15 protein-coding genes are annotated in these 23,561 nt (G+C 71.4%); 8 read left to right on the top strand and 7 right to left on the bottom strand.

Annotated elements, in window-relative coordinates:
• Positions 1-68: 68 nt before the first annotated feature.
• A complete protein-coding gene (recQ, locus tag IEY86_RS18035; protein ID WP_189132765.1) occupies positions 69-1,922 on the bottom strand; it encodes a DNA helicase RecQ in 1,854 nt (617 codons plus the stop codon).
• A gap of 112 nt (positions 1,923-2,034) precedes the next feature.
• Between recQ and IEY86_RS18030 the strand changes: the two genes are divergently transcribed.
• Positions 2,035-3,027, top strand: coding sequence for a helix-turn-helix transcriptional regulator (locus IEY86_RS18030; protein WP_189132764.1), 993 nt, complete (start codon positions 2,035-2,037; stop codon positions 3,025-3,027).
• Positions 3,028-3,057: 30 nt separating this feature from the next.
• Here the strand turns inward: IEY86_RS18030 and IEY86_RS18025 are convergent, their stop codons facing one another.
• Positions 3,058-4,074 (bottom strand): TolB-like translocation protein, encoded by a 1,017-nt coding sequence (locus IEY86_RS18025; protein ID WP_229698536.1) that lies wholly within the window; start codon positions 4,072-4,074, stop codon positions 3,058-3,060.
• Complete coding sequence (locus tag IEY86_RS18020) at positions 4,071-5,339, bottom strand: MFS transporter (RefSeq protein ID WP_189132763.1); 1,269 nt, start codon at positions 5,337-5,339, stop codon at positions 4,071-4,073. The genes IEY86_RS18025 and IEY86_RS18020 overlap by 4 nt, the downstream gene beginning before the upstream one ends.
• A gap of 344 nt (positions 5,340-5,683) precedes the next feature.
• Here IEY86_RS18020 and IEY86_RS18015 point away from each other — a divergent pair, with 344 nt between their 5' ends.
• Complete coding sequence (locus IEY86_RS18015; protein ID WP_373287048.1) at positions 5,684-6,121, top strand: ATP-binding protein; 438 nt, start codon at positions 5,684-5,686, stop codon at positions 6,119-6,121.
• Between the two features lie 330 nt (positions 6,122-6,451).
• Here IEY86_RS18015 and IEY86_RS18010 read toward each other — a convergent pair whose 3' ends face one another.
• Together IEY86_RS18010 and IEY86_RS18005 are read right to left on the bottom strand one after the other, a co-directional pair.
• The gene (locus IEY86_RS18010) at positions 6,452-8,413 is read right to left on the bottom strand and encodes an APC family permease (RefSeq protein WP_189132762.1); all 1,962 of its coding nucleotides are present in this window, start codon (positions 8,411-8,413) and stop codon (positions 6,452-6,454) included.
• 259 nt (positions 8,414-8,672) lie between these two features.
• Entirely contained in the window at positions 8,673-9,221 is a 549-nt protein-coding gene (locus IEY86_RS18005; protein ID WP_189132761.1) for a hypothetical protein, read from the bottom strand.
• 431 nt (positions 9,222-9,652) lie between these two features.
• On the opposite strand from IEY86_RS18005, the gene IEY86_RS18000 reads away from it, so the two are divergent.
• The 4 genes from IEY86_RS18000 (at position 9,653) to IEY86_RS17985 (ending at position 14,086) form a co-directional block, all read left to right on the top strand.
• Positions 9,653-11,866 (top strand): family 2 encapsulin nanocompartment cargo protein terpene cyclase, encoded by a 2,214-nt coding sequence (locus tag IEY86_RS18000; protein ID WP_189132760.1) that lies wholly within the window; start codon positions 9,653-9,655, stop codon positions 11,864-11,866.
• A 653-nt stretch (positions 11,867-12,519) separates the two neighbouring features.
• On the top strand, positions 12,520-12,711 hold the full coding sequence (tgmA, locus tag IEY86_RS17995) for a putative ATP-grasp-modified RiPP (RefSeq protein WP_189132759.1): 192 nt from the start codon (positions 12,520-12,522) through the stop codon (positions 12,709-12,711).
• Positions 12,712-12,717: 6 nt separating this feature from the next.
• Positions 12,718-13,647: an ATP-grasp ribosomal peptide maturase gene (gene tgmB / locus IEY86_RS17990; RefSeq protein WP_189132758.1), complete on the top strand. Its 930-nt coding sequence runs from the start codon at positions 12,718-12,720 to the stop codon at positions 13,645-13,647.
• 16 nt (positions 13,648-13,663) lie between these two features.
• Positions 13,664-14,086, top strand: coding sequence for a YchJ family protein (locus IEY86_RS17985; RefSeq protein WP_189132757.1), 423 nt, complete (start codon positions 13,664-13,666; stop codon positions 14,084-14,086).
• A gap of 630 nt (positions 14,087-14,716) precedes the next feature.
• Here the strand turns inward: IEY86_RS17985 and IEY86_RS17980 are convergent.
• Positions 14,717-17,437 carry an FAD/NAD(P)-binding protein gene (locus IEY86_RS17980; protein ID WP_265804904.1) on the bottom strand — a complete coding sequence of 907 codons (2,721 nt, stop codon included), beginning with the start codon at positions 17,435-17,437 and terminating at the stop codon, positions 14,717-14,719.
• Positions 17,438-18,009: 572 nt separating this feature from the next.
• Entirely contained in the window at positions 18,010-20,754 is a 2,745-nt protein-coding gene (locus IEY86_RS17975; RefSeq protein ID WP_189132755.1) for a helix-turn-helix transcriptional regulator, read from the bottom strand.
• A 472-nt stretch (positions 20,755-21,226) separates the two neighbouring features.
• On the opposite strand from IEY86_RS17975, the gene IEY86_RS17970 reads away from it, so the two are divergent.
• Together IEY86_RS17970 and IEY86_RS17965 are read left to right on the top strand one after the other, a co-directional pair.
• The gene (locus IEY86_RS17970; protein WP_189132754.1) at positions 21,227-21,712 is read left to right on the top strand and encodes a DUF485 domain-containing protein; all 486 of its coding nucleotides are present in this window, start codon (positions 21,227-21,229) and stop codon (positions 21,710-21,712) included.
• A 5-nt stretch (positions 21,713-21,717) separates the two neighbouring features.
• Positions 21,718-23,349, top strand: a complete 1,632-nt coding sequence (locus tag IEY86_RS17965) for a monocarboxylic acid transporter (protein WP_189132753.1) — start codon at positions 21,718-21,720, stop codon at positions 23,347-23,349.
• Positions 23,350-23,561 lie beyond the last annotated feature (212 nt).

The raw sequence follows: 23,561 nt of genomic DNA, 5'->3' as shown, positions 1-23,561 counted from the left end.
GGCCGTTGGCGTATGGCCGACCGGCTCCGGGCTGAGGGCAGGGCTGCCCGCGGCCCGGGCCTTCGGTCTCAGGGCGCGAGGAGCTCCAGGATCTGCTGCCCGTACTTCTCCAGCTTGCTCTCGCCCACGCCGCTCACCGCGGCGAGTTCGGTCAGACTCGACGGCGGGGCCGCCGCGATCTCGCGGAGCGTCGCGTCGTGGAAGATCACATACGCGGGCACTCCCTGCTCCTTGGCCGTGGCCGCGCGCCAGGAACGCAGCTGCTCGAAGACGGCCAGCGCCTCCTCGGGCAGATCGACGACCACGGCGGCGCGCCCCTTGCCCGCCTTCGCGGGCTTGGCCGCCTTCGCCGCCCGTCCCGGACGCTCGGGCTCCTCCCGCAGGGTGACCTTGCGCTGTCCCCCCAGCACCTGCGCACTGGCCTCGGTGAGCACCAGCGTGCCGTAGTCGCCCTCCACGGCCAGCAGTGCCTGCGCCAGCAACTGCCGCGCGACGCCCCGCCACTGCCCCTCACGCAGATCGGCACCGATACCGAACACACTCAGGGCGTCGTGGTCGAACTGGATGACCTTGGCCGTCTTCTTGCCGAGCAGGATGTCGATGATCTGCCCCGCCCCGAACTTCTGCCCGCGCTCACGCTTGAGCCGGACCACGGTGGACAGGAACTTCTGGGCGGCGATCGTGCCGTCCCACGACTTCGGCGGGGTGAGGCAGGTGTCGCAGTTGCCGCAGGGCGGGCTCGCCTGGCCGAAGTAGGCGAGCAGTCGCACCCGCCGGCAGTCGGCCGCCTCGCACAGCGCCAGCATGGCGTCCAGGTGGGTGGCCAGCTTGCGGCGGTGGGCGTCGTCGCCCTCGGAGGTGTCGATCAGCTTGCGCTGCTGGACCACGTCCTGGAGGCCGTAGGCCAGCCAGGCGGTCGAGGGCAGGCCGTCCCGTCCGGCGCGGCCCGTCTCCTGGTAGTAGCCCTCGACGGACTTGGGCAGGTCGAGGTGGGCGACGAAGCGCACGTCGGGCTTGTCGATGCCCATGCCGAAAGCGATGGTGGCGACGACGATCACACCGTCCTCGCGCAGGAAGCGGGCCTGGTGCCCGGCGCGGGTGCGCGCGTCCAGCCCCGCGTGGTACGGCACGGCGTCGATGCCCTGCTCCACCAGGAACTGGGCGGTCTTCTCCACCGAGGCCCGCGAGAGGCAGTAGACGACGCCCGCGTCGCCGTCGTGCTCGGTGCGCAGCAGTTCCAGCAGCTGCCGCTTGGGCTCGCTCTTGGGCACGATGCGGTACTGGATGTTCGGGCGGTCGAAGCTCGCCACGAAGTGCCGCGCGTCCCCGAGATTCAGCCGGGAGGCGATCTCGGCGTGGGTGGCCTCGGTGGCGGTCGCGGTCAGCGCGATACGGGGGACGTCCGGCCAGCGCTCGTGCAGTGACGACAGCTGGAGGTAGTCGGGCCGGAAGTCGTGCCCCCACTGGGCGACGCAGTGTGCCTCGTCGATCGCGAACAGCGAGATCGTGCCGCGCTCGAGGAGTCTCAGCGTGGAGTCGACCCTGAGACGCTCCGGCGCCAGGTAGAGCAGGTCCAGCTCACCGGCGAGGAACTCGGCCTCGACCAGGCGGCGTTCGTCGAAGTCCTGGCTGGAGTTGAGGAATCCCGCCCGCACACCCAGCGCCCTGAGCGCGTCGACCTGGTCCTGCATGAGCGCGATGAGCGGCGAGACGACGACGCCGACGCCCTTTCGCACCAGCGCGGGGATCTGGTAGCACAGCGACTTGCCGCCGCCGGTCGGCATCAGCACCAGGGCGTCGCCACCGGCGATCACATGCTCGATGATCTCCTGCTGCCCTCCCCGGAACGAGTCGTAGCCGAACACACGCCGCAGCACACTCAGCGCGCCGTCGGCCTCGGGGGCGTCTCCGGAGGAATTCATCCGGCGATTCTATGAGAAGGCGGCGCCCCTTCGGGGGTGAGGTCGAGTGGTAGCGTCTGCCGTCTCACCCGTCCCTCCCGGACAGCGGCGACAACGGCTGAGAGAGATCAGCATGAGTGACGAGGACCTGCCGAGATCACTGCGCCGTCTCGGACTCTCCGACCCCGAGGCGCTCGTCTACGTGGCACTGCTCGACATGGGCCCGACCGCGGTCGCCGACCTGGCCGAGGCACTGGCCGGCCACGGGGAGGCCGACGCGGCGACGGCCGTCGCCCACCTGATCGAGCTGGGCCTGGCCGCGAGGACCGGCTCGGGGCCCCACCGCGAGGCCGTCGCCCCGACCGAGCCGACCATCGCCCTGGAGCACCTCGCCCATGTCCGGTCGGCCGAGCTCCACCGGGCGCAGATCGCCGCGGCCAACGCCTACCAGACGTATCGCCGTTCGGTGCATCCGCAGGCGACCGAGGACCTGGTGGAGGTGGTCACCGGGCCGCAGATCGTGGAGCGCATCCACCACGCCGAGGGCTCGGCGGACGCGGAGGTCCTGCGCTTCGACTCTCCCCCGTACCACACGAACGGGACCCCGAACGAGACCGAGGTGAGCAACCTCGAGCGCGGTGTCGAGTACCGGGTGGTCTACTCCAAGTCCTCGGTCCAGAACGCCGACTACTACGCCTGCAACATCAAACCGTGCATCGCCGCGGGTGAGCAGGCCCGGGTACTGCCCACGGTCCCCGTGAAGCTCACGATCTTCGACCGGCGGGTGGCCATCGTCTCGATGTCGTTCGTCGAGGCCGAGGTCAACGACTCCATGCTCATCGTGCGGCCCTCGAGCCTGCTGTCCGCCCTCACGGGGCTGTTCGAGGCCTCCTGGCGCTCGGCCTTCCCCCTGCACTTCGGGGACAGGGTGCCCTCCGCGCTGCGCCCGGTCCAGCGGCGGATCCTGGAACTGCTCGGCAGCGGGGTCACCGACGAGACGATCGCCGAACTGCTCGGCATCAGCAGGCGCACGCTCTCTCGCCATCTGGAGCAGCTCAACAGCAGCGCGGGGGCCGCGACCCGCTTCCAACTCGCCCTGTACGCGGCCCGCAAGGGCTGGATCTGACAGCGGCCCCCTCGCCGGACATGAACGGCATCAGCCCAGCGCCGCGGGCGACTCCGCGTCGGGGATGAGCACCCTCGGGTGCCCCGAGCCGTCGGCGGGCACCCGCCACACGTCGGCGTTGCCGTGGCCGCGCCGGATCCCGTACGCCACCGTGCCCGAGTCGATCCACGCCGCCTGGTCGTCCACACTGCGGTGCTCCGCCAGTCCGGTCTCGCGCAGGGTGGCCAGATCGAGGACGGACAGCCGCCAGCCGTGCCCGGGATCGCCGTCCACGGCGGATTTGAACGCCAGCCGCCTGCCGTCGGGGGACAGCGAGGGGCACTCGACGTTCTCCCTGAGGGTGCGCACGCTCCGGGATGCGATGTCGCCCTCCACCAGGTAGCGGTGCCCGGCGGTGGACATGGTCGCGTAGAACCGCCGGTCGTCCGCGGTGAAGGTCACCCCCCAGAAGTTCAGGTCGGCCGCCTTGTAGGGTTTGCCGCCCACGGTGACCGACCAGTCCTCGAGAGTCGGAACGAGTTGCTGGGTCACTGTGTCGAGCATGCCGACACGGGTGGAGAACCGCCCGCCGTTGTAGGAGTCACCGGTGACGAACACGGTCCACGTCACCATGCGCCCGCTGGGTGAGACCCTGGCGCGGTTGGGCACGCCGACGAGGGGGATGTCGCGCCTGGGCCTCAGATCGGCGCCGAGCACGACGAGTTGATATGTCGTCAGGTCGCCGTCGAGACGCAGGCACAGCCCCGTTCCGCCGGAGGCGTACAGGCGGGCGCAGGTCAGTGGCGCCATCGACTTCCTCCCGCGGGGGTCGTCGGCCGACACCGCGATCAGATGGTTTTTGGTCTCCCGCGCGGTGCTGCGGGCGACGATCCTGGGACCGGGGGCGAGGGAGACGGCGCCACGCTCCCCCGCCCGGGACGCCTCACGGCCCTGCCCGGCGGCGGTGGCGATGGAGACGACCGCCACGGCGGCGAGCGCGGCGAAGCACAGGGCGGCGGCGACCAGGCGGTTGCGCCGGGTCGCGGGCGGGGTCATGGGCCGGGTCATGCGCGCGCTCCCTCGCCGGACGCCGTGGGGCGCACGAGCAGGACCGCCGTGAGGGCGACTGCGAGCAGGACCGCGCCCGCGGCCATCCTGGTCGCGGCGGCCGGCCCCCAGGAGTGCCAGGCGAGCCCGAAGCCGACGGACGAGGCGAAGTAGGCCAGCGCCTGCCCGGTCTGGATGAGGGCGATCCCGGTCGTACGCAGCGCCTTGGGCAGCACCGGTGCGGCCAGCGCCATCAGCACGCCGTCGGTCGCGGCGTAGAACCCTCCGTACAGGGCGAGCGTGAGGATGGTGATCGCCGCACCCGAGAGCGGGCAGAACAGCAGCAGGTAGACGGCGAGCAGGCCGCCGTACCCGCCCAGCACGACCGGCAGCCGCCCGAAGCGGTCGGCGAGTGTGCCGAACGGGGCGGCGAGCAGGAGGTAGGAGAGGTTGGCGCCGACCGCCAGCAGCGGGAACCAGCCCGTGCCGAACTCCTCACGCCGCATGAGCAGCAGGTAGACGAAGCCGTCGCCGATGGTGGCCAGTCCCAGCAGGCAGGCGGCGGCGAGCAGTGCGCGCACCCGGGCGTCGCGCAGGAGGGCGAAGGCCGCGGCCGGTGAGACGCAGTGCGCCGGTGGTCGCGCCTCGCGGCGGTCACGGACGAACAGGACGAGGATCACGACGGCCGCCGCGGCGACGCAGAAGCTGGTCACGAAGACCGCGTCGAACGCGCCCGGGGACTGCGCGCCCACCAGCGCCAGCACCCCGAGGGCGACCAGCGGTCCGGCGAAGGCGCCCACGCTGTCCATCGCGCGGTGCAGACCGAAGGCCCGGCCCAGGCCCGCGTCCGGGGCGGACAGCGTGATCAGCGCGTCACGAGGAGCGGTGCGCAGGCCCTTGCCCGCGCGGTCGGCGACGATGACGGCGCCGATCGCGGGCACCGACCCGCCCGCCGCCAGCAGTCCCAGCTTGGCGGCGGCCGAGACGCCGTAGCCGATGCCCGCGACCGCCTTGCGCCTGCGGGCGCGGTCGGCGACATAGCCCCCGACCAGGCGCAGGAGCGCGGTGGCGCCGGTGTACAGACCGTCCACCACCCCGTAGACGGCCGGGCTCATCTGCAGGGTGAGCACGAAGTACAGGGGGAGGACGGCGGTCACCATCTCGGAGGAGATGTCGGTGACCAGGCTGACCGCGCCCAGCGCGAGGACGTTCGTGCCGACCGCCGCGATCCCGCGGCGGCGGCCCTTTCCGGCCGTGCCCCCGCGCTGGAGGCCGATCGTGGACATGTACAAGGCGGGCTCCCACCTTCTCGGAGGCGGCCGGGAGCACGGTGAGGTGTGCTCCGGCCACCGGCCATGGGCAGACTGCATGGGCAGACCTGGGCGGCCGCGGGCGGTGCTCGGATCGCCGGTCGGGTCCGGACGAGCCGGCTGCGGCGGCGTCCTGACCGGTCTACTCCGCCCGGTGGGCGGTCGGCGGCGCCGCGTTGCCAGTGGCGTCCTTGCGTCACGGGACGGCGCCATGGCGCAGTGGCCAACCTTCGCCATCAGCGCAACGTGGCCACCACGGCGGCCCACCGCCCTGTAGTAGTGGAGACCGCCCCCGATCTTCCGAGGAGTTGCGGTCTGCCATGCCCCGGACCAGCCTGAGGTTCCCTTTCGCGGCTACCCCGCCGGCAGTGCGCACGGCCCGGCGCCGGATCGTCGCCGCGGTGCGGTCCTGGGGGGTCGAGCTGGACGACAGCCTCTCCCACCGGATCGAGCTGGTGGCTTCGGAGCTGTTGACGAACGGGCTCGTCCACGCGGGAGGATGGCTGACGGCCGGTGCCGACCTGGACCACGACCGGCTCATCGTCGAGGTCTTCGACAGCAACCACGTCCTGCCCCGGCCCCGCGTGGCGACCCCGGACGACGAGGGCGGGCGCGGTCTGACCCTCATCGACGCCCTGTGCCTGTCGCGCGGCGAGGAGTCCACGGCGTCGGGAAAGCGGTGCTGGGCGGTCCTGTCCGTGCCGCCGCCCGTCGTCCTCGTCCTGCCCGAGCCGGTCCAGCCGTACCGCTACGTATGAGACACCTGTGAGACACGCATGAGACGCCAGTGCCTGCGAAGGCTTTCCGAACCGGGAAGGCCGGCCGGCGGACCGCTTCGGCCGCGGCGGCCCGGGCAGGGACGGCCCGGTGAGAAAAGGCCCGGCGAGAAAGGGCCGGGGCCCGGCGAAGGGCGGCTCAGAGGCAGATGCGCCTTTCGTCCTCGGCGATCACGAGGTCGTTGACGGACGCGCAGCGGAACGGGGTTCCCGAACGCCGCGCCGAGGCGCGGCGGGCCTGGCCGGACCCCGATAGCGGCAACTGCCCGCCGTGGCCCGGCGCCCGCCCGGAAGCCCGGTCCCGCCCGCGCGTCAGCCGACGTGGACCCGGGGGCGGCGGCCGCGGTCGGGTTCGGCCTCGCGCAGCACCTCCCGGGTCACCGGGGCCACCTCGCCCTGACCGAAGAGGAAGAACCGCAGGAACTGGGCCAGCGGATTGCCCTCGGTCCACTCGAAGTAGATGTGCGGCAGCCCCCCGGTCTCGTCCCGCACATGCAGCACAAGTGCCGCGAGCGCGTTGGGGATGGTGGCGCTCTGCAGGGTCAGCACCCGGTAGCGCCCGTGCAGCACCTCACCGCGCACATTGAGCTCGGTCTCGAAGTCCGAGGGGTCGCGGACGGTGACCTCCACGAAGACGAAGTCCTCGTCGGCCGGGATGTCGTTGTCGGTCCGGATCTGCTGGAGCTTGTCGCGGTACTCGGCGAGGTCGCGGCGCTCCGGCTTGTTGGCGATGAACCGGATCTTGCGGTGGGCGATGTCATGGACGAAACGCGAGGCCATGGTGTCCAGGACCACACTGGTCACCCGCAGTTCGAAGGCGCGGGTGAGCCGGGACAGCAGCGAGACCGCGACGATCCCCGCGATGAAGCACGCACCGATCTTCACACCGTCCGGCCGCTCCACCACATTGGCCCCCGTGGTGTAGAGGAAGATCAACGAGATGGCGCCGAAGCCGGTCGTCCAGCCGCGCTGCCCGGCGCGACGTGCCGCGATGGTCACCGCGATCGCCGCTGAGGTGATGAGCACGAGCACACCGGTGGCGTACGCGCCTCCCTGCGCGTCCACATCCGCCTTGAAGATCCAGGTCACCAGGAAGGCCACAGCGATGAAGACCAGGACCATCGGCCGCACGGCCCGTGCCCAGTGCGGCGCCATTCCGTAGCGGGGCAGATAGCGGGGCATCAGATTGAGCAGGCCCGCCATGGCCGAGGCGCCGGCGAACCACAGGATGGCGATGGTGGAGACGTCGTAGACGCTGCCGAAGGCGGAGCCCAGGTACTGGTGGGCCAGGTAGGCCAGGGCGCGGCCGTTGGCCTCGCCACCGGGGTCGAACTCCTTCTGGGGGATGAGCAGGGTGGTGATCAGGCTGCTGGTGATCAGGAAGACACTCATGATGACCGCGGCCGTGGTCAGCAGTTTCTTGGCCCCCTGGATTCGGCGGAGCGGGCGCTCCTCGGTGCCCTCGGGGCCGCCTTCGATGTGCGGCATGACGGCCACGCCGGTCTCGAAGCCCGACAGGCCCAGGGCCAGCTTGGGGAAGACCAGCAGGGCAAGGCCCACCATGACGAGCGGGCTGCCGTGTTCGGCGGTCAGCGCATGGCTCCAGTCGACGACCAGGTGCGGCGAGGAGATCACGTGCCACAGGCCGACCGCCACGACCACGACGTTGAGCGCGAGGTAGGTCCCGACGAGGACGACCGAGATGCCGATGGCCTCGGTGAACCCCTTGAGGAACACCGCGCCCAGCGCGGCGACGAGTACGAGCGTGATGGCGACCTGGTGACCGTGCAGCGTGCCGGTCAGATGCGGGTTCTCCACCAGGTGGGCGGTGGCGTCGGCCGCGGAGAGCGTGATGGTGATGAGGAAGTCCGTCGCCGCGAAGCCCAGCAGCGCCAGCACGAACAACTTGCCCTTCCAGAAGGTCAGCAGCCGCTCGAGCATGGCGATCGAGCCCTCGCCGTGGGGGCTCTCCTCGGCCACCCGGCGGTACACGGGGAGCGCGCCCGCCAGGGTGACCGCCACCAGGACCACCGTGGCCAGCGGGGAGAGCAGTCCGGCCGCCAGGGCGGCGATGCCCGGCTGGTAGCCCAGGGTCGAGAAGTAGTCCAGGCCGGTGAGGCACATCACCCTCCACCAGCTGTGCGTGCGCTCGCCCGCGGGTTCGGCGTGCGGGCCCGGTTGCTGCTTGGCCATGTCGGTCAGGCCCTCGAGCAACCACGCCCGAAGGCGCTGCCGCACATCCGACGAGGCACCCGCCCCGGTGGAGGATGCCACCTTGCACTCCTTGTCGTTCCGCCGATCACACAACCGCCGAAGAGACTGCCACGCGCACACGCGAAAGGCGGTCATCCGGGAATGCCCGGCACCGCTGGGCCGCTCTTCGTCCCAGGATCCTAGGCATGGCGCGAGGCCCGAAACGGCCACCGAAGGGGGGAAAGGCGTTAAGGGCGCGTCAAGATTCCCCAGAGCGCGTGTCGTCAAGTCCGCTGGTGACCGTGCGTCCATGACCGGACACAAAGTCACCGGCGCATTGTCAGCGAATGTCCGAGGCGGCGAAAATGCGGCGCGCCAACTCGTAGTCCACCTTGTCGGCGATGGTGAGGAGCAAGGTGGCGTCGGTGCGGCACGGGTGCAGTGTCCCGGCCTCCTCGGAGTGCCGGATACCGGTGTCGAGCCGGTGCCACAGCTGGGGGTTGTTGACCAGCACATCGACGTCGACGACCGCGCGGCCGCCGAAGACGTCATGGAGCACCACCGCGCCGGTGCGGCCCGGCGAGGCACGCACCGAGGTGAGGACGTCGATGCGCACCCGGTGGGTGCCCAGCCCGTTGCGGGTGGACAGCCAGTGGCGGCCGGCGCTGATCCGGTCGGGCAGCATGACGGCTCCGACGCCGACCCCGAGGGCGGTCCAGCACACGCAGCGCACCGGGTCGAGGCCGCCGGACACCCAGTCCAGCAGCACCAGCATGCCGGTCAGCGCGGCGCCGCACTGAACCGCGCAGCGGCGCTCGGCCGCCCAGTTGCGGTCCTCGACCACCTCGTGGCCGTGCCGACGGCCCCGGGCTCGTTCATAGCTGGTCACATCTGGACACTAGAGCCCAACCGGTCGGTCGCATATGGCCATGACGCATCGGATACGCCTGACCCGGCAACCTTGACGCGGCCTTGATGATCTGCATGAAGGCCACGAGGAAATTGCATCACGTTGATATGACTATTTCTGCGCTCGGATAGCCGCCGAGTCCCCGGGGTAGTGCTCAGCCGAACCGGATGACACGAGTTCAGCCGTTGAGGGGGCGGTACGAGTTCACCACCGGGGACCAGGGGGCGCAAGGACAGCACCGGGGACAGGGGTCGGGGGCAGGGGCGGGGGCGGGCAATTCGGGGGAGCGGCCATTTCACCACGCGCGGATCCGCGTGCCTTCTCACCGCGGCGGGCATTCACCCCAGCAGTGCGTTCACCACAGCAGTGCGTTCAACGATTCGCAGAAAGCGCAGAAAGGCCGGACAGCAGTGACACAGCCTTTTCAACTGCCGGACTTCTACATGCCGTATCCGGCACGACTCAACCCCAACCTCGAGGAGGCGAGGGCGCATTCCGGGCAATGGGCCCGGGACATGGGGATGCTGGAGGGCTCGGGCATCTGGACACAGGGGGATCTCGAAGCGCACGACTACGCCCTGCTGTGCGCCTACACCCACCCCGACGCCTCCGGGCCCGAACTGTCCCTGGTGACCGACTGGTACGTGTGGGTGTTCTTCTTCGACGACCACTTCCTCGAGGCGTTCAAGCGCACCCAGGACCGCGAGGGCGGCAAGGAGTACCTGGACCGGCTCGCGGCCTTCATGCCGATGGACTCGGCCGCCGAGCCCCCCGAGCCCACCAATCCCGTGGAGGCGGGCCTGGCCGATCTGTGGGCCCGCACCGTGCCCAGCATGTCGATGGACTGGAGGGCACGCTTCGCCGAGAGCACCGAGAACCTCCTCAACGAGTCGCTGTGGGAGCTCTCCAACATCAACGCCCACCGCATCCCCAACCCCGTCGAGTACATCGAGATGCGCCGCAAGGTCGGCGGGGCTCCCTGGTCGGCCGGGCTCATCGAGCACGCGGTGGGGGCCGAGGTCCCGGCGTCGATCGCCGGCTCACGGCCGATGAGGGTGCTCAGGGACACATTCGCCGACGGGGTGCACCTGCGCAACGACCTGTTCTCCTACCAGCGCGAGACCGAGGAGGAGGGCGAGCTCAGCAATGGCGTCCTGGTCCTGGAGACCTTCCTCGACTGCACGACCCAGGAGGCCGCCGACGCGGTCAATGACCTTCTCACCTCCCGGCTCCAGCAGTTCGAGAACACAGCCCTGACCGAGCTCGCTCCCCTGTTCGCCGAGCACGGACTGGATCCGCAGTCCTGCGCGGACGTGCTGGCCTACGTCAAGGGGCTCCAGGACTGGCAGTCCGGCGGACATGAGTGGCACATGCGCTCCAGCCGCTACATGAACGGCGGCGCGGCCTCCTCCCCCGCCACCCGGCGCTCGCCCTTCCTCCCGAGCGGGCTGGGCACCTCGGCGGCCGGCATCAGGGCGTCCGCGGGACCGATCGCGGCACGGATCCGCAGCCTCACCAGTGTCCCGCACCGCAGGGTCGGCCCTTCGCTGCTGCCGGACTTCTTCATGCCCTTCACGACCCGGCTGAGCCCCCATCTGGGGGCCTCGCGCAAGCATGTGGTCGACTGGGCGCGCCGGATGGGGATGCTGGAGGCCCAGCCCGGCGTCCCGGGCTCCGGCGTCTGGGACGAAGGCAAGCTCATGGGCTTCGACTTCCCGCTGTGCTCGGCGGGCATTCATCCGGACGCGTCCTCGGACGAGTTGAACCTGACCTCCGGCTGGCTGACCTGGGGGACCTACGGCGACGACTACTTCCCCGCCGTCTTCGGCCGGACCGGTGACCTGGCCGGGGCGAAGGTGTGCAACGACAGGCTCTCGGCGTTCATGCCCCTCGACGCCTCGGCCGCTCCCGCCCCGGCGAACGCGCTGGAGCGGGGACTCGCCGATCTGTGGTCCCGCACGGCGGGCCCGATGGAGGCGGACGCACGCCGCCGATTCCGCGACGCCATCGAGGACATGACCGCCAGTTGGCTGTGGGAGCTCGCCAACCAGGCGCAGAACCGCATCCCCGATCCGGTCGACTACATCGAGATGCGCCGGGCGACCTTCGGCTCCGACCTCACGATGAGCCTGTGCCGACTGGCGCACGGGCAGCAGGTCCCGCCCGAGATCTACCGGAGCGGACCGATGCGGTCCCTGGAGAACGCCGCCGCCGACTACGCCTGCCTGATGAACGACGTCTTCTCCTACCAGAAGGAGATCGAGTTCGATGGCGAGGTGCACAACGGCGTCCTGGTCGTCCAGAACTTCTTCAACTGCGACTACCCGACGGCCCTGGACATCGTGCACGATCTGATGACCTCGCGCATGCTCCAGTTCCAGCATGTCGCGGCGCACGAACTCCCCGTCCTGTACGACGACTTCGACCTGGGTTCGCAGGCTCGCGACATCCTGGACGGGTATGTCCTGGAACTCCAGAACTGGCTGTCCGGGATCCTGACCTGGCACCAGGGCTGCCACCGCTACAAGGAGTCGGTGCTCCTCGGCCGCGGCGGCACGGTCCGGGCCCTCGGCGGCCCCACGGGGCTCGGCACCTCAGCCGCCCGGATCGCCCGCCCCGCCTGAGCGCTCGCCCAGCCCGGCCCGGCCGCCCCGGAGAACTCCCGTCGCGCCGGTCCCGCCGCCCCAGTGGCCGGCGGGGCCGGCGCACGCTCACGTCCGTCGTCCGCCGCCCCGCGGACCGCCGACGCGGAGCGGAATCCGGGAATCCCGTTTCCATGCGAGCCCCATCACGACCCCGTTTGCCCCGAGACTGAGCGAGCAACAGTGTCTCAGCGGCGCCCCGATAACTACACAGAGTCAAATGAAGTACACCGCCATAGTAGGCTCCGCCCCTGTCGCACACCGGACCGCACACCTGCGACCATCAGCCGGATATCGCATGAAAAGCGCCACCGACCCAGTATTGACTGGGAGTTCGAGGGAACCTTCTCGGCTCCCGCGCGTCATACAGAACGTTCGACTCCGTACAGCAGGGGGGGATTACTCGCAGTAGCGAGCAGACTCCTCCGCGGATACGTATCGCTACGTGCGTGAGATCGACGGCAGAAGGCATAGAACGGGCAACAGGGCGAGGGCCCTGGTTGCAACACCCGCGAACGCGAACGAAAGGTGGTGGACTCCGTCCTCCAGTCGTGCGCCACCGGCATGTCCCTGCCCGCCCGCGCGGCCAAGCGCCGCCAGCACATCAGCAGCACCCCCGAAGAGAAGGAAAGACCATGCGACCATTCGCCTTGAACTACGCCCGACCGGCAGCGCCCACACCGGCCGCCCCTCCCTACGCCTACGACTCGACACGCCAGCTGAACGTACTGTCCGACGGGCGCCCGGCCGCCTGCGAGCGGGAGGTGCTGCTGGCGAGCGGTGCCACCGTCTCGACCGCCGGTTCCAAGACGCATTTCGACGACTGACCGCCGATGACAGTGCTGGTCCTGACCTGCAAGCAGGACGTGACGGCGGACATGGTCGTCACCGAACTGCATGAGCGGGGCGTCCCGCTCGTCCGCCTCGACCCCGCCGATCTGCCCGGCGAGGTAGCCCTGTCGGCGGAGTACGTCAGAGGCGACTTCCACGGACATCTGTCGACTTCCGGACGTCTGGTGAGTATGTGCGGTCTGCGCTCGATATGGGTGCGCAGGCCGGGTACGCCCGGAGCCGATGTCACCGAGCAGACCGCATGGGTCACCGCCGAGTGCGAGCAGGCCCTGTACGGGGTGCTGCGATGCACCGATGCCCGGTGGATGAACCACCCCGACGCGGCCGCCCGGGCCCGCTACAAGCCGTGGCAGCTCCAGGCCGCCCACCGGTCGGGCTTCGCCGTGCCCGCCACGGTGATCACCACCTTCCCCAAGGTGGCGCGGCAGTTCGCCGAGAACCACCAGGACCTCATCGTCAAGCCGATCTCCGGAACACACCCGACCGACCCGCCGATGGCGCTTCCCACCACCCGCATCCCACCGGATGTGGACTTCACCGAGGTCGCGGCCGGTCCCACCCTGCTCCAGCAGCACATCCCCAAGCTCGCCGACATACGCCTGACCTGTGTCGGCGAGCAGATGTTCGCCGCCCGCAAGGCCTCGGACCCCGGCCAAGTGGACGGTCGCTTCGCGGAGAACGACCACACCTGGGAAGCCGCCGAGATGCCCGCCCGCATAGCGCAGGCCGTGCGGGCCTACATGCGCGCCGCACGGCTCGCCTACGGCGCCTTCGACTTCGCCGAGGACAACGAGGGCACCTGGTGGTTCCTGGAGTGCAACCAGGGCGGCCAGTTCGGCTTCATCCAGCTCGCGACCGGCCAGCCCATCGCCGAGGCCGTCGCCACCTGGCTGGCCCTCGACGAGACCTGACCAGGACAATGGGGCCATGTCCCGACGCACGCCACGCCCGCAGCGGGCCCGCCCCACCCCGGCGGCCTGCCCCTGCGGGCTGCCCTCGTCCTACGACGACTGCTGCGGCCGACTGCACCGCGGCCAGGAGCGGGCGGCGACCCCCGAGCAGTTGATGCGCTCGCGGTTCAGCGCCTTCGCCGTCCGCGACGAGGCCTACCTGCTCCGCAGCTGGCACCCCTCCACCCGCCCGCCCGGCATCGACTTCGACCCCGGGCTGCGTTGGCTGCGCCTGGAGATCCTGGGCAGCACCGACGGCGGCCCGTTCCGCGACGAGGGCACGGTGGAGTTCCGCGCCCACTACAGCGAGCGCGGCCGCGCGGGCTCGATGCACGAGAACAGCCGCTTCGTGCGCCACGACGACGCATGGGTGTACGTGGACGGCACCGTCGGCCCCTGACGAGGGGCGGCACCGGAGCACAGCGCGGTACCGGAGCCCAGCGAGGCGCGGGAGCCCAGCGAGGCGCGGGAGCCCAGCGGGGCGCGGGAGCCCAGCGGGGCGCGGGAGCGACGGCGCCGCCCCGGAGCCGAGGACGTCCGGGGGCTGGAATCCGTGGGGCACGATCAAGGAACAGGGAAAGAGCGGGTCCCGGGGACGAGCCGAGGACGACGGGAGACGCGATGAGTGAGCCGTGGCAGGTCGTCGGCGAGCGTTTCCGGTCGGCGGTGGCGGAGTTGGCGCCCGTGGGCGCGCGACCCTCCGCGGAACCGGTCCCGCCGGGCAGCCCGTTCACCGGCGCCCAGTGCGTGGAGCTCTTCGAGGCCCAGGCCGGGAGCAGGCATCTGGACCTGGCGGCACGCCGGCTCGACAGGAGCGGGCTCGGCCACTGCAGCACCCACCCCCGACGGATGGATCGAGCGCCAGGACGGGGGCGTCACCGCCCACCGAGGAGTTCACCCGCCGCGTCACCAGCCGCGCCGAGGTCCGAGCCCTCAGCGGCGCCGTCACCGGATCGAGCGCCGACCCCCGGCCGTAAGGCGCGTCCGGCCCCTCACCGGCCGCCGGTCACTCCACCGATGAACGGGCTGGTCACGCCAGCGCGGTGAGGCGTTGGCGGTCCAGCGGGGACGGGCGGCGGTCCAGTCGCCGGTCGAGCAGGGCCGCCGCCTCCGCGCAGCGGCCGGAGCGGGTCAGCGCGTACAGGAGGGTCTCCTCGACGATCTCGCGCTGCGCCGCGCTGCCGCCCAGGGCGGTCAGGCGGGGCAGCAGTGAGCGCAGCGTGGGAACGGCGCGGCGCCAGTCGCTGCCCACCACGAGGGCCAGCGCCGAGCACAGGGGCACCACCACCTCGCGGAAGACCTCCAGGGTGTGGCGCTCGGCGTAACGGCGGAGCCTGGCAAGGCCCGCGAGATCCTCGTCCGCCGCGAGGGCGACGGCCGCGTGCAGTGCCGCGAACGAGGTGGGAGGGGCGTGCAGCCAGCTCTCGGGGGCGGCGGCGATGACCGGCGCGGCCGGCAGTTGCCCGTCCCACGAGTCGGTGGTCCGGCAGCGCCACAGCAGCGAGCCCGAGTCCACCAGGGCGCGGGCGCCGGTGACGGCGGGCGGGGCCAGTTCGGAGAGGTAGCGGGTGCGGACCGCGTCGGGCCTGCACAGCATGAGTTCGTGGAGTGCGGCGTGCCAGCTGAAGTGGGCGCGGTCGGCGGCCTCCGGGCCGTAGTCCTTGATCCACAGGTCCAAGAAGCCCAGCCCGTCGGCGTGGTGGCCGGTCTCGTAGTCGACATGGGCGCGGGCGTGCACGGCGTGGCCGGACGCGGGCTCCTCGGCGAGCGCGAGGACCGCCAGGGACTCGGCCTGGTACCACCGCCCCTGGTCCTGCCGTACGAAGGCCAGTTGGCTGCGGTACCACCAGTCGCCGCCGTAGGCGCCGGCCAGGCCCTCCACCAGGGCCCAGGTCTGCTCGCCGCAGGTGACGCCGCCGAAGGAGATGGTGGGCACGGCCGCACTGACGGCCAGCGCGTCGCGCGGATGCTCCTTGATGTGGTTCAGCAGGGCCGCCGCGCCCTCGCTCTCGGTGCCGGTCACCCGCTGGGCCACGGCGTGCACGAAGCTGCGTTCACGGGCGTCCGTGCCGTGGTAGGCGGTGCGCACGGCGGCGGCCAGGGCCCGGGGCACATCGACGCCCGATCCCCATTCGTGGCCGAGCAGGGCCAGGGCGGCATGGCCGAGGGCGAAACCGGGGTCCGCGGCGACGGCCTCGGCGAAGCACTCCTGCGCTCCAGCCCCGACGCGCAGGACCCTCTCCAGTGCGACGTTGTAGGCGGCGGCCGCCTCGGCGGTGGTGGTCAGCCGCAGCCCGTACCGGTCGGTGGGCTTGGGGCGCCGGGCGGGGCTCGCGGTGACCAGGGCGTCGAGGACCGCGACGGCGACCTCGGCGGCCTGCGCACGTATCTCGGGAACGGCCGTGGTCTCCCACAGATTGCCCCGCCGCAGGGCGCCCAACGTCCACAGCGGTGGCGCGACCCTGCTCAGGACCCGCCCGTCCGCCCCGGTGTCCAGCCCGAGCCCCGCGGGCCCGACACGGGCGAGGCCGCTTTCGCGCAAGGAGTCCAGCAGAGGGTCGCCGACGCGGCGTACATCCGACTGCGGGCCGGTGCAGTTGACCACCGCGCCGACGGTCAGGCGGGTGCCGTCGTCGAAGGTCACCCGCAGCGCCTGTCCGTACTCCTCCGCGGCGGCGACCTGTCCGGCCCTGACCTCGACCCGCCCGCCGGCACGCGCGGCGCCCAGCCGCTCGGCGGTGGCGGCAGGCATCCGGTGGCGGTGCACCTCCCACACCCGGGCGTCGGACTCCAGGAACCTCGCCCGGTCCCTTTCGGGCAGCCGCTGCCACAGCGCGGCGGTCAGCGGGCGCAGGGAGTCCAGCGCGGGCCGCCAGTCGCCCCGGGCGCGCACGGTGCGCACGACATGCCGAAGGACCGCGGTGCGCAGGGTGTCCAGGCCGGTGCTCCCGGCCGGGCCGGGCCCCCCGGGCTCCTTGTACGGCTCCAGGCACGGCGCAGCGACGGTCACCGGACGCTCGGCGTGGACGGCGGGGAGCAGGCCGCGGCGGGAGACCGCGTGCACGGTCCTGCCGGGCCGCTCCAGCGTCAGGGCCACATCGACCATGGTCAGCCCGGTGCCGACGAGCAGGACGGCGGTGTCGGTGGGCACTCGGTCCAGGGCGCCGGGGGCCCAGGGGTCGGCGACGAAGGCCGGTGACTCCTTGAGCGCGACCGGCGCCCAGTCCGTTCCGGGGGCGTGGCTTCCGAGGGCGAGGACCGCGGCGTCCGCCTCGAGGGCCATACCGCTGTCCAGACGCAGCGTCAGACCGCCCCGCGGACCGGGCTCGGCGTGCACGACACGGTCGCGTACGCGGATCAGGCGGGCGACCGTGGAGGCGCGGCGGGCGCGCTCCGCACAGGCCCACAGTCGCTCGGCCAGGTACTCACCGAACTGGCGGCGCTGGGCGAACACGCCCGGGCGGACGGGCTGCCCGTCCACCGTCGAGCGTTCCTCCAGCCACCGCAGGAAGTCGTCGGGCTCGTCCGGCTCGGCGCTCATGCATCCGGCGGGGATGTTGAGCAGGTGCCGCTCGTCGACGGTGCAGTACGCGCTCCCGCGGCCGACGGCCTGCGCCGGGTCCACGAGCAGAACACTGAGCGGTTGCTGGCGGGCGACGGCCTCGTCCAGCAGGCGAGTGGCGGTCATCGTGCCGGCCGCGCCCGCTCCGACAACGGCCACGGTACAGAAGGGCTCTGCCTTGGTCACCACGGAAACTCCTCGCCGGTGTCGGCTCGTACGGGGGACGGTAGGAAATTCACCGGGCCTTTGCATCGGAAGCCGGATACCGGGAATGCTAAGCAGGAGATATCCGCGTTGTCGAATTCCTTTGAAAGCGTGTCGCGTTGGTATTCGGTACCGAAAGGACGCACGGCGGGTACCGAAATATTGGCAACAGGTGGACGCCCCCTCTTGCCCGGGGGACGGCTGGGCTGCTGTGCTGGAGGACACGGCCGGGGGACGCCCGCCGGACCGGTGTTGCGGCCCGCCCGGGTGCCCGGCTTCATGCGGCCCGGGTACCGCGGTTCGCGGAATCCGCCGCGCCGCTTCCGATATTCTGATCTTCCGGGTCGGCCGATGAATTCATCGTCCCGGAGGAAGAATTCCCTGCGTTCACCGCCGATCCGCTCACGTCGATCCGCTCACGAAGATCAGGGGGCCGGAGGATCAGGGTCCGGCATTCCGTGGCGACGGCGGTGCGATGAGCCCATTGAATTCACTTGCCCACCGCCGACCGGCGGCGTCGGTCGGCGGTCGATGAGTCGATGAGTCGATGAGTCGAGTCAGCAGAGCGCCTGCGCCAGCCCCTGGCGTCCCTCGATGCCCAACTTCCCATAGGTGTTGGTGAGGTGGACCTCCACGGTCCTCAGACCCACGAAGAGGTGCTGAGCGATCTCACGGTTGGTCATGCCGTCAGCGGCCAGCCCGGCGACCCGGCGCTCCGTAGGGGTGAGCGCGTCGACTCCGTGGAAGGTCCGGGTCCGGGGGCGGTCACCGAGGGCCCGCAGTTCACCGAGCGCCTGCTCGGCGACCACCCCCGCACCGCAGGCGTGGGCCGCGCTGACCGCTTCCTGGAGCTGCCCGCGCCCTTCGGCCGGCTTTCCGCAGGCGATCGACAGGGCGCCCAGGTCGGCGAGGGCCTGTGTGTACCGGAAGCGCGCGGGTGTCTTCTCCAGGACCTCCACCGACTCACCGAGCAGGCGCAGCCCTTCGTGTCCGCCGGTCACCACGCCCAGCGCCCGCAGGGCCACTCCGATCATCTCGGGGACGCCCCACTGCCGGGCAAGCGTCAACTCCTCCTCGGCGAGCGCCCTGGCCTGCTCGCTCTGCCCCAGCATGGAGTGCACCAGCGCCGCCTCCGACCTCCAGGGGTAGAACCCGGGGCTGGGCATATGGCGGGTGGCCGTCCTGAGCCCGCACAGCAGGAAGTCGGCGAGGCTCTCCTCGAGCCGCCCCTGCTCGATCCGCAGCCAGCCGCGGACCAGCAGGACGTAGTCGTTGATCCAGTGGGCGTTGAGCACTCCGCCGAGTCCACCGCGTGCCAGCAGCGACTCGGCGTCGCCCGTCTTGCCCTGCCTGATGAGGGATTCCGCGAGCGTGGCGACGGGGAAGACGCTGTGGCTGTTGCGCAGTTCGACGTCGATCTCCTGGAGCGCCTCCAGGGCGGCCTCCGCGTCGGCCTGGCACTCCTGGAGGCGGCCGAGTCGGCAGTTGGCGTTCGCCCGGGTGCTGATGGCGTGGGCGTAGTGGAAGGCCGAGCCGCGGGCCCGGGCCTCCTCGACGGCCGAATCCGCGTAGCCCAGGGCCAGTTCGGGCCGACCCGCGGCACCCAGTCCCAGCACCGCGCAGTTGTAGACCACCGACTCGTCGTCCACCGGGGTCATCCCGCGGCTCAGGGCGAGGCGCGCCAGTTCGACGACCTCTTCGGGCGATTCGCCCACCATGGCCGCTCGCAGGCTGAGCAGGGCGGCGAGCGGGCGCTCGACGGCGGTCCCCTGGGCGTCGGACATCTCCAGCGCCATCAGGCGGGGGTGGGCACGCGCTGCCGAGGCGGCCTCGCAGAGGCTGGCGAAGAGGAAGTCGATCTCCAGGCGCAGGGCGAAGAAGGGATCGACGGGGCGGATGGCCTCGCTGGTGCGTCCGAGCACCTCGAGCGCGTCGGGGAAGCGGTCGAGGGCGGCCAGCGCGCCCGCGAGGCGGCGGGCGGCGGCGGTGCGCTCCTGCGGTGTCTCGGAAAGATGGAGTCCTCGCCGCAGTTCCCGCACCGCCGTCGGAACGCTGGAGTCGAGTTCCGCCTCGCCGAGCAGCGCCAGCAGGCTCGCCCGGTCCCGCTCGTCCACGGGTTCCTTCAGAGCGCGGCGCAGATAGACGACCGCGCTGTCGGGAGCACCCCGGTCGGCCGCGGCGACGGCCGCCCTGCGCAGGGCTTCCGGCGCCCAGTCATGGCCCACCGGCCCTCGTACGAGGTGGGCGGCGACATCCTCGGGGGCGGCGGCCCGGCCGAGCAGTAAATGGGCCGCGCGGGCGTGGAAGTCCTGGCGGCGGCTGGGCAGGACGGTGTGGGCGACGGCCGCGCCGAGGAGGGGGCACGCGGAGGCCACGCCGATCTCGTAGCGTGTCAGGAGCCCGGCGCGCACCAGCGCGTGCACGGCGTCCTCGACGGAGGGCTCCGGCAGTGCGGTGACACCCGCGATCAACTCGACGGGCTGGGTGCCGCCGAGGACCGCCACCGCCTGGGCGGTGGCCTCGGCGTCGGCGCCCAGAGTGCGCACGAGCGCGTGCACGGCCGGTCCGATCTCGGGCAGCACGTCCTGGACGATCCCGGCCACCTCGCTCTCGTCGGCCGTCGCCCCCTTGGTCCGCAGGGCACGCAGGAACGCCTCGAGGAGGTAAGGATTGCCTCCCGTGATGAGGCGGCAGGCACGGGAGAACGACCGGTCCGGGACCTCTCCCAGAGCCTCGCCCATCAAGGAGTGGACGGCCTCCTCGTCCAGCGGGGTCAGATGGACCTGGTCCCGCAGCAGGGCCAGTGCACCGCCGAGGGCGTCCTCTTCCGCCGCCTCTCCGGGGCCGAGCGCGGCGATCACGGTGAGCGGCAGGCTGTCGGCACGGCGCATCAGGTAGCGCAGCCACTCCAGGGACGAGGAGTCCGCCCACTGGAGGTCGTCCACGGCGATGACCACACGGCCCCGGGCGGCCAGGTCCTCGACCCGCCCGTACAGCTCGCTCAGCGTGGCCGCCTCGTCGCCGGGCGACCCGGGGTCCTCGGCCTTCGTCCGGACGCCCGATCCCTCGAACAACTGGCGGACGACGGCGAACCGGACCTCGCTCTCCAGTGCGTCCGCCCACGCCATGAGCACCGTGAGGCCGTCGCGCCGGGCCTCGGTGACCAGGGCTCGGAGCAGGGTGCTCTTGCCGCTGCCGAAGTCACCCTGCACCAGGACGAAGGCAGTGCCGGAGGCATGGCCGGCGAGGAGTTCGCGCAGGGCGCCGAACTCCCGGCCACGTCCGATCAGCGCAGGAACCACCGCGCCCCACCTCCCCATTCATGGCACGCGGACTCCGGGCCTGACACGTCCGCGTGATTTTCGCATGCCCGGGACATCGCGCGCCTCGCTGCCCGGCCAGGGGCGAACGGCCTCGCGAACGGCCCGCCCTTCACGGCCGGGTCACGGCACCCGGCCGGTGTGGTCACAGCATGGCCCCGGTGACCCCGTCGCGAAACCGAAGGGACTCGGGCCGGGACCGAAACATCCGGATCTTACGGTCCTCCTTCAGTGGCCGCGCCGCCCTGATCACTGATGGGGTGAGTGACCGTGCGCCGCCACCACCCGCGGTGAAGCCCGGCTCGGTGCCCCAGCGAACCGGGCGCCCGCCGCGCCGCCGCGGCGCGGCCCCCGCGTCTCGAGCGCTCGACCGGGGCGGATGCGCCGGTCCCCTCCTTCGGGGGCGCCGAGCCGCCACAGCCCGCACGAAACACCACGCGATCTACGGAGAACCATGCACAGCACGTCCTTGCCGCACCAGCGCGCCAGTGGTGGCGCACCCGGCGCGGCCCCACCGCCCCTGCCCGGGAAGGACGCCGAGTCCTCGGTGTTCGGGGCGGTGCGCGACAGCCGCGCCTTCGGCGAACTGCGGCGCTCCTACCGCCGGTTCGCCTTCTCGATGACCGCGGCCTTCCTGGTCCTCTACATCCTCTATGTACTGCTGTGCACCTACGCACCGCACCTGGTGGCCACCAAGGTCGTCGGCAACGTCAATGCGGCCTTCCTCATCGGACTGGCGCAGTTCGCCTCCACCTTCGCCATCGCCTGGCTGTACACCCGCTTCGCCAACGCGCGCCTCGATCCCGTGGCCGACTGGCTGAGGTCGGAGGCGGGACTCGACGGGGAGGCGGGAGTCGACCAGGAGGCGGGGCCCGAACGGCGGGCCGCGCTCACCCAGCGCATCGACAACCGGCCCGCCGACGCGAAGAACGGGGTGTGAGCGGCATGAGCGGCCTTCCTACGGCAGCGCTCTCCGCGTCCGGCGCCTCGGACAACAGGGCCCTGACCGTCGGGCTGTTCCTCGTCTTCGTGGCGGTCACGCTGGGCATCACCCTGTGGACGAGCCGACGGAACAAGAACACCACCGACTTCTACGCGGGCGGCAGATCGTTCACCGGCTTCCAGAACGGCCTGGCCATCTCCGGCGACTACATGTCCGCGGCGTCCTTCCTCGGGATCGCGGGCTCGATCGCGCTCTTCGGTTATGACGGGTTCCTCTACTCCGTCGGCTTCCTCGTCGCCTGGCTGATGGCGCTCCTGCTGGTCGCCGAACCGCTGCGCAACGCCGGACGGTTCACCATGGCCGATGTGCTGGCGTTCCGGATGCGGCAGCGGCCGGTGCGCACGGCGGCGGGTGTCTCCACGATCGTGGTCTCCATCGTCTACCTCCTCGCCCAGATGGTCGGCGCGGGCTCGCTCGTGGCGCTCCTGCTGGGGGTCTCCGGCGAGGGGGCGAAGAAGTGGATCATCCTGGCGGTGGGCGCCCTGATGATCCTCTATGTCACGATCGGCGGGATGAAGGGCACCACCTGGGTGCAGATCGTCAAGGCGGCGCTCCTCATGGGCGGTGCGGCCCTGGTGACCGTGCTGGTGATGAACAGGTTCGGGTGGAATCTCTCCTCGCTCCTCGCAGCCGCGGCCGAGGCGAGCGGCAAGGGCGACGCATTCCTCGAGCCGGGGCTGAAGTACGGCGCCACCTCGCTCACTCGCCTGGACTTCGTCAGCCTGGGGCTCGCGCTGGTGCTCGGCACCGCTGGTCTGCCGCACATCCTGGTGCGCTTCTACACCGTGCCCACCGCCAAGGTGGCACGCAAGTCGGTGAACTGGGCCATCGTGATCATCGGTGTCTTCTACCTGATGACCATCGCCCTCGGCTTCGGCGCGGCGGCGCTGGTCGGCCCCAAGGCGATCACGGCCTCCAACCCGGCCGGAACGACGGCGGCGCCGATGCTCGCCGAGATGCTGGGCGGCGGCCCCGGCTCCGGCGGGGGCGCCCTTCTGCTCGCCGTGGTCTCCTCCGTCGCCTTCGCGACCATCCTGGCCGTCGTGGCCGGACTGACCCTGGCCTCCTCCGCCTCGTTCGCCCACGACCTGTACGCGCATGTCATCCGCAAGGGCAGGGTGAGCGAGAAGCAGGAGGTGTCGGTGGCCCGCTGGTCGGCGGTGGCCATCGGGGCGGTCGCCGTGGTGCTGGCGCTCTTCGCCGACAAGCTCAACACGGCGGCACTGGTGGCGCTGGCCTTCGCGATCGCCGCCTCGGCCAATCTGCCCACGCTGCTGTACAGCCTGTTCTGGAAGCGCTTCACCACCGCGGGAGCGGTCTGCGGCATCTACGGCGGGCTGGCGGCCTCCGTCGTCCTCGTCGTCTTCTCACCCGTCGTCTCCGGCAAGCCGACCTCGCTGATGCCCGGCACGGACTTCGCCTGGTTCCCGCTGGAGAACCCCGGACTGGTCTCGATACCGGTCGGCTTCCTGCTGGGCCTGCTCGGCACCCTGCTGTCCCGTCCGGAGGACGACGCCGAGGACAAGCACGGCGAGCTGGAGGTCCGCGCCCTGACGGGGATCGGCGCGCACTGACCGAAACGATTGCGCGGCGGGACCGTAAGGTCTGAACCTTTGGCTGTTCACGTGCCCGCGCACCCCATGACCATGAAACTGCACCGACCTGCGGAGACGTCGTCCCGGGTCAAAGGAACAAGGAGCGATGTTGAGCAACGAGAGCCTGGCCAACCTGTTGAAGGAGGAGCGGCGTTTCGAGCCGCCCGCCGAGCTTGCCGCGCACGCCAATG

Origin of the sequence: Wenjunlia tyrosinilytica, from assembly GCF_014646055.1 — a bacterium.
GTDB lineage: Bacteria > Actinomycetota > Actinomycetes > Streptomycetales > Streptomycetaceae > Wenjunlia > Wenjunlia tyrosinilytica.
Note: the sequence above shows the minus strand (reverse complement) of the source record. Positions and strands in the feature narration are given on the sequence as shown.

What these genes read in the sequence shown, in the direction of transcription:
- recQ (WP_189132765.1), bottom strand. Translation starts at nt 1,922, where the DNA reads ATGAATTCCTCCGGAGACGCCCCCGAGGCCGACGGCGCGCTGAGTGTG.
- IEY86_RS18030 (WP_189132764.1), top strand. Translation starts at nt 2,035, where the DNA reads ATGAGTGACGAGGACCTGCCGAGATCACTGCGCCGTCTCGGACTCTCC.
- IEY86_RS18025 (WP_229698536.1), bottom strand. Translation starts at nt 4,074, where the DNA reads ATGACCCGGCCCATGACCCCGCCCGCGACCCGGCGCAACCGCCTGGTC.
- IEY86_RS18020 (WP_189132763.1), bottom strand. Translation starts at nt 5,339, where the DNA reads ATGTCCACGATCGGCCTCCAGCGCGGGGGCACGGCCGGAAAGGGCCGC.
- IEY86_RS18015 (WP_373287048.1), top strand. Translation starts at nt 5,684, where the DNA reads ATGCCCCGGACCAGCCTGAGGTTCCCTTTCGCGGCTACCCCGCCGGCA.
- tgmA (WP_189132759.1), top strand. Translation starts at nt 12,520, where the DNA reads ATGCGACCATTCGCCTTGAACTACGCCCGACCGGCAGCGCCCACACCG.
- tgmB (WP_189132758.1), top strand. Translation starts at nt 12,718, where the DNA reads ATGACAGTGCTGGTCCTGACCTGCAAGCAGGACGTGACGGCGGACATG.
- IEY86_RS17985 (WP_189132757.1), top strand. Translation starts at nt 13,664, where the DNA reads ATGTCCCGACGCACGCCACGCCCGCAGCGGGCCCGCCCCACCCCGGCG.
- IEY86_RS17970 (WP_189132754.1), top strand. Translation starts at nt 21,227, where the DNA reads ATGCACAGCACGTCCTTGCCGCACCAGCGCGCCAGTGGTGGCGCACCC.
- IEY86_RS17965 (WP_189132753.1), top strand. Translation starts at nt 21,718, where the DNA reads ATGAGCGGCCTTCCTACGGCAGCGCTCTCCGCGTCCGGCGCCTCGGAC.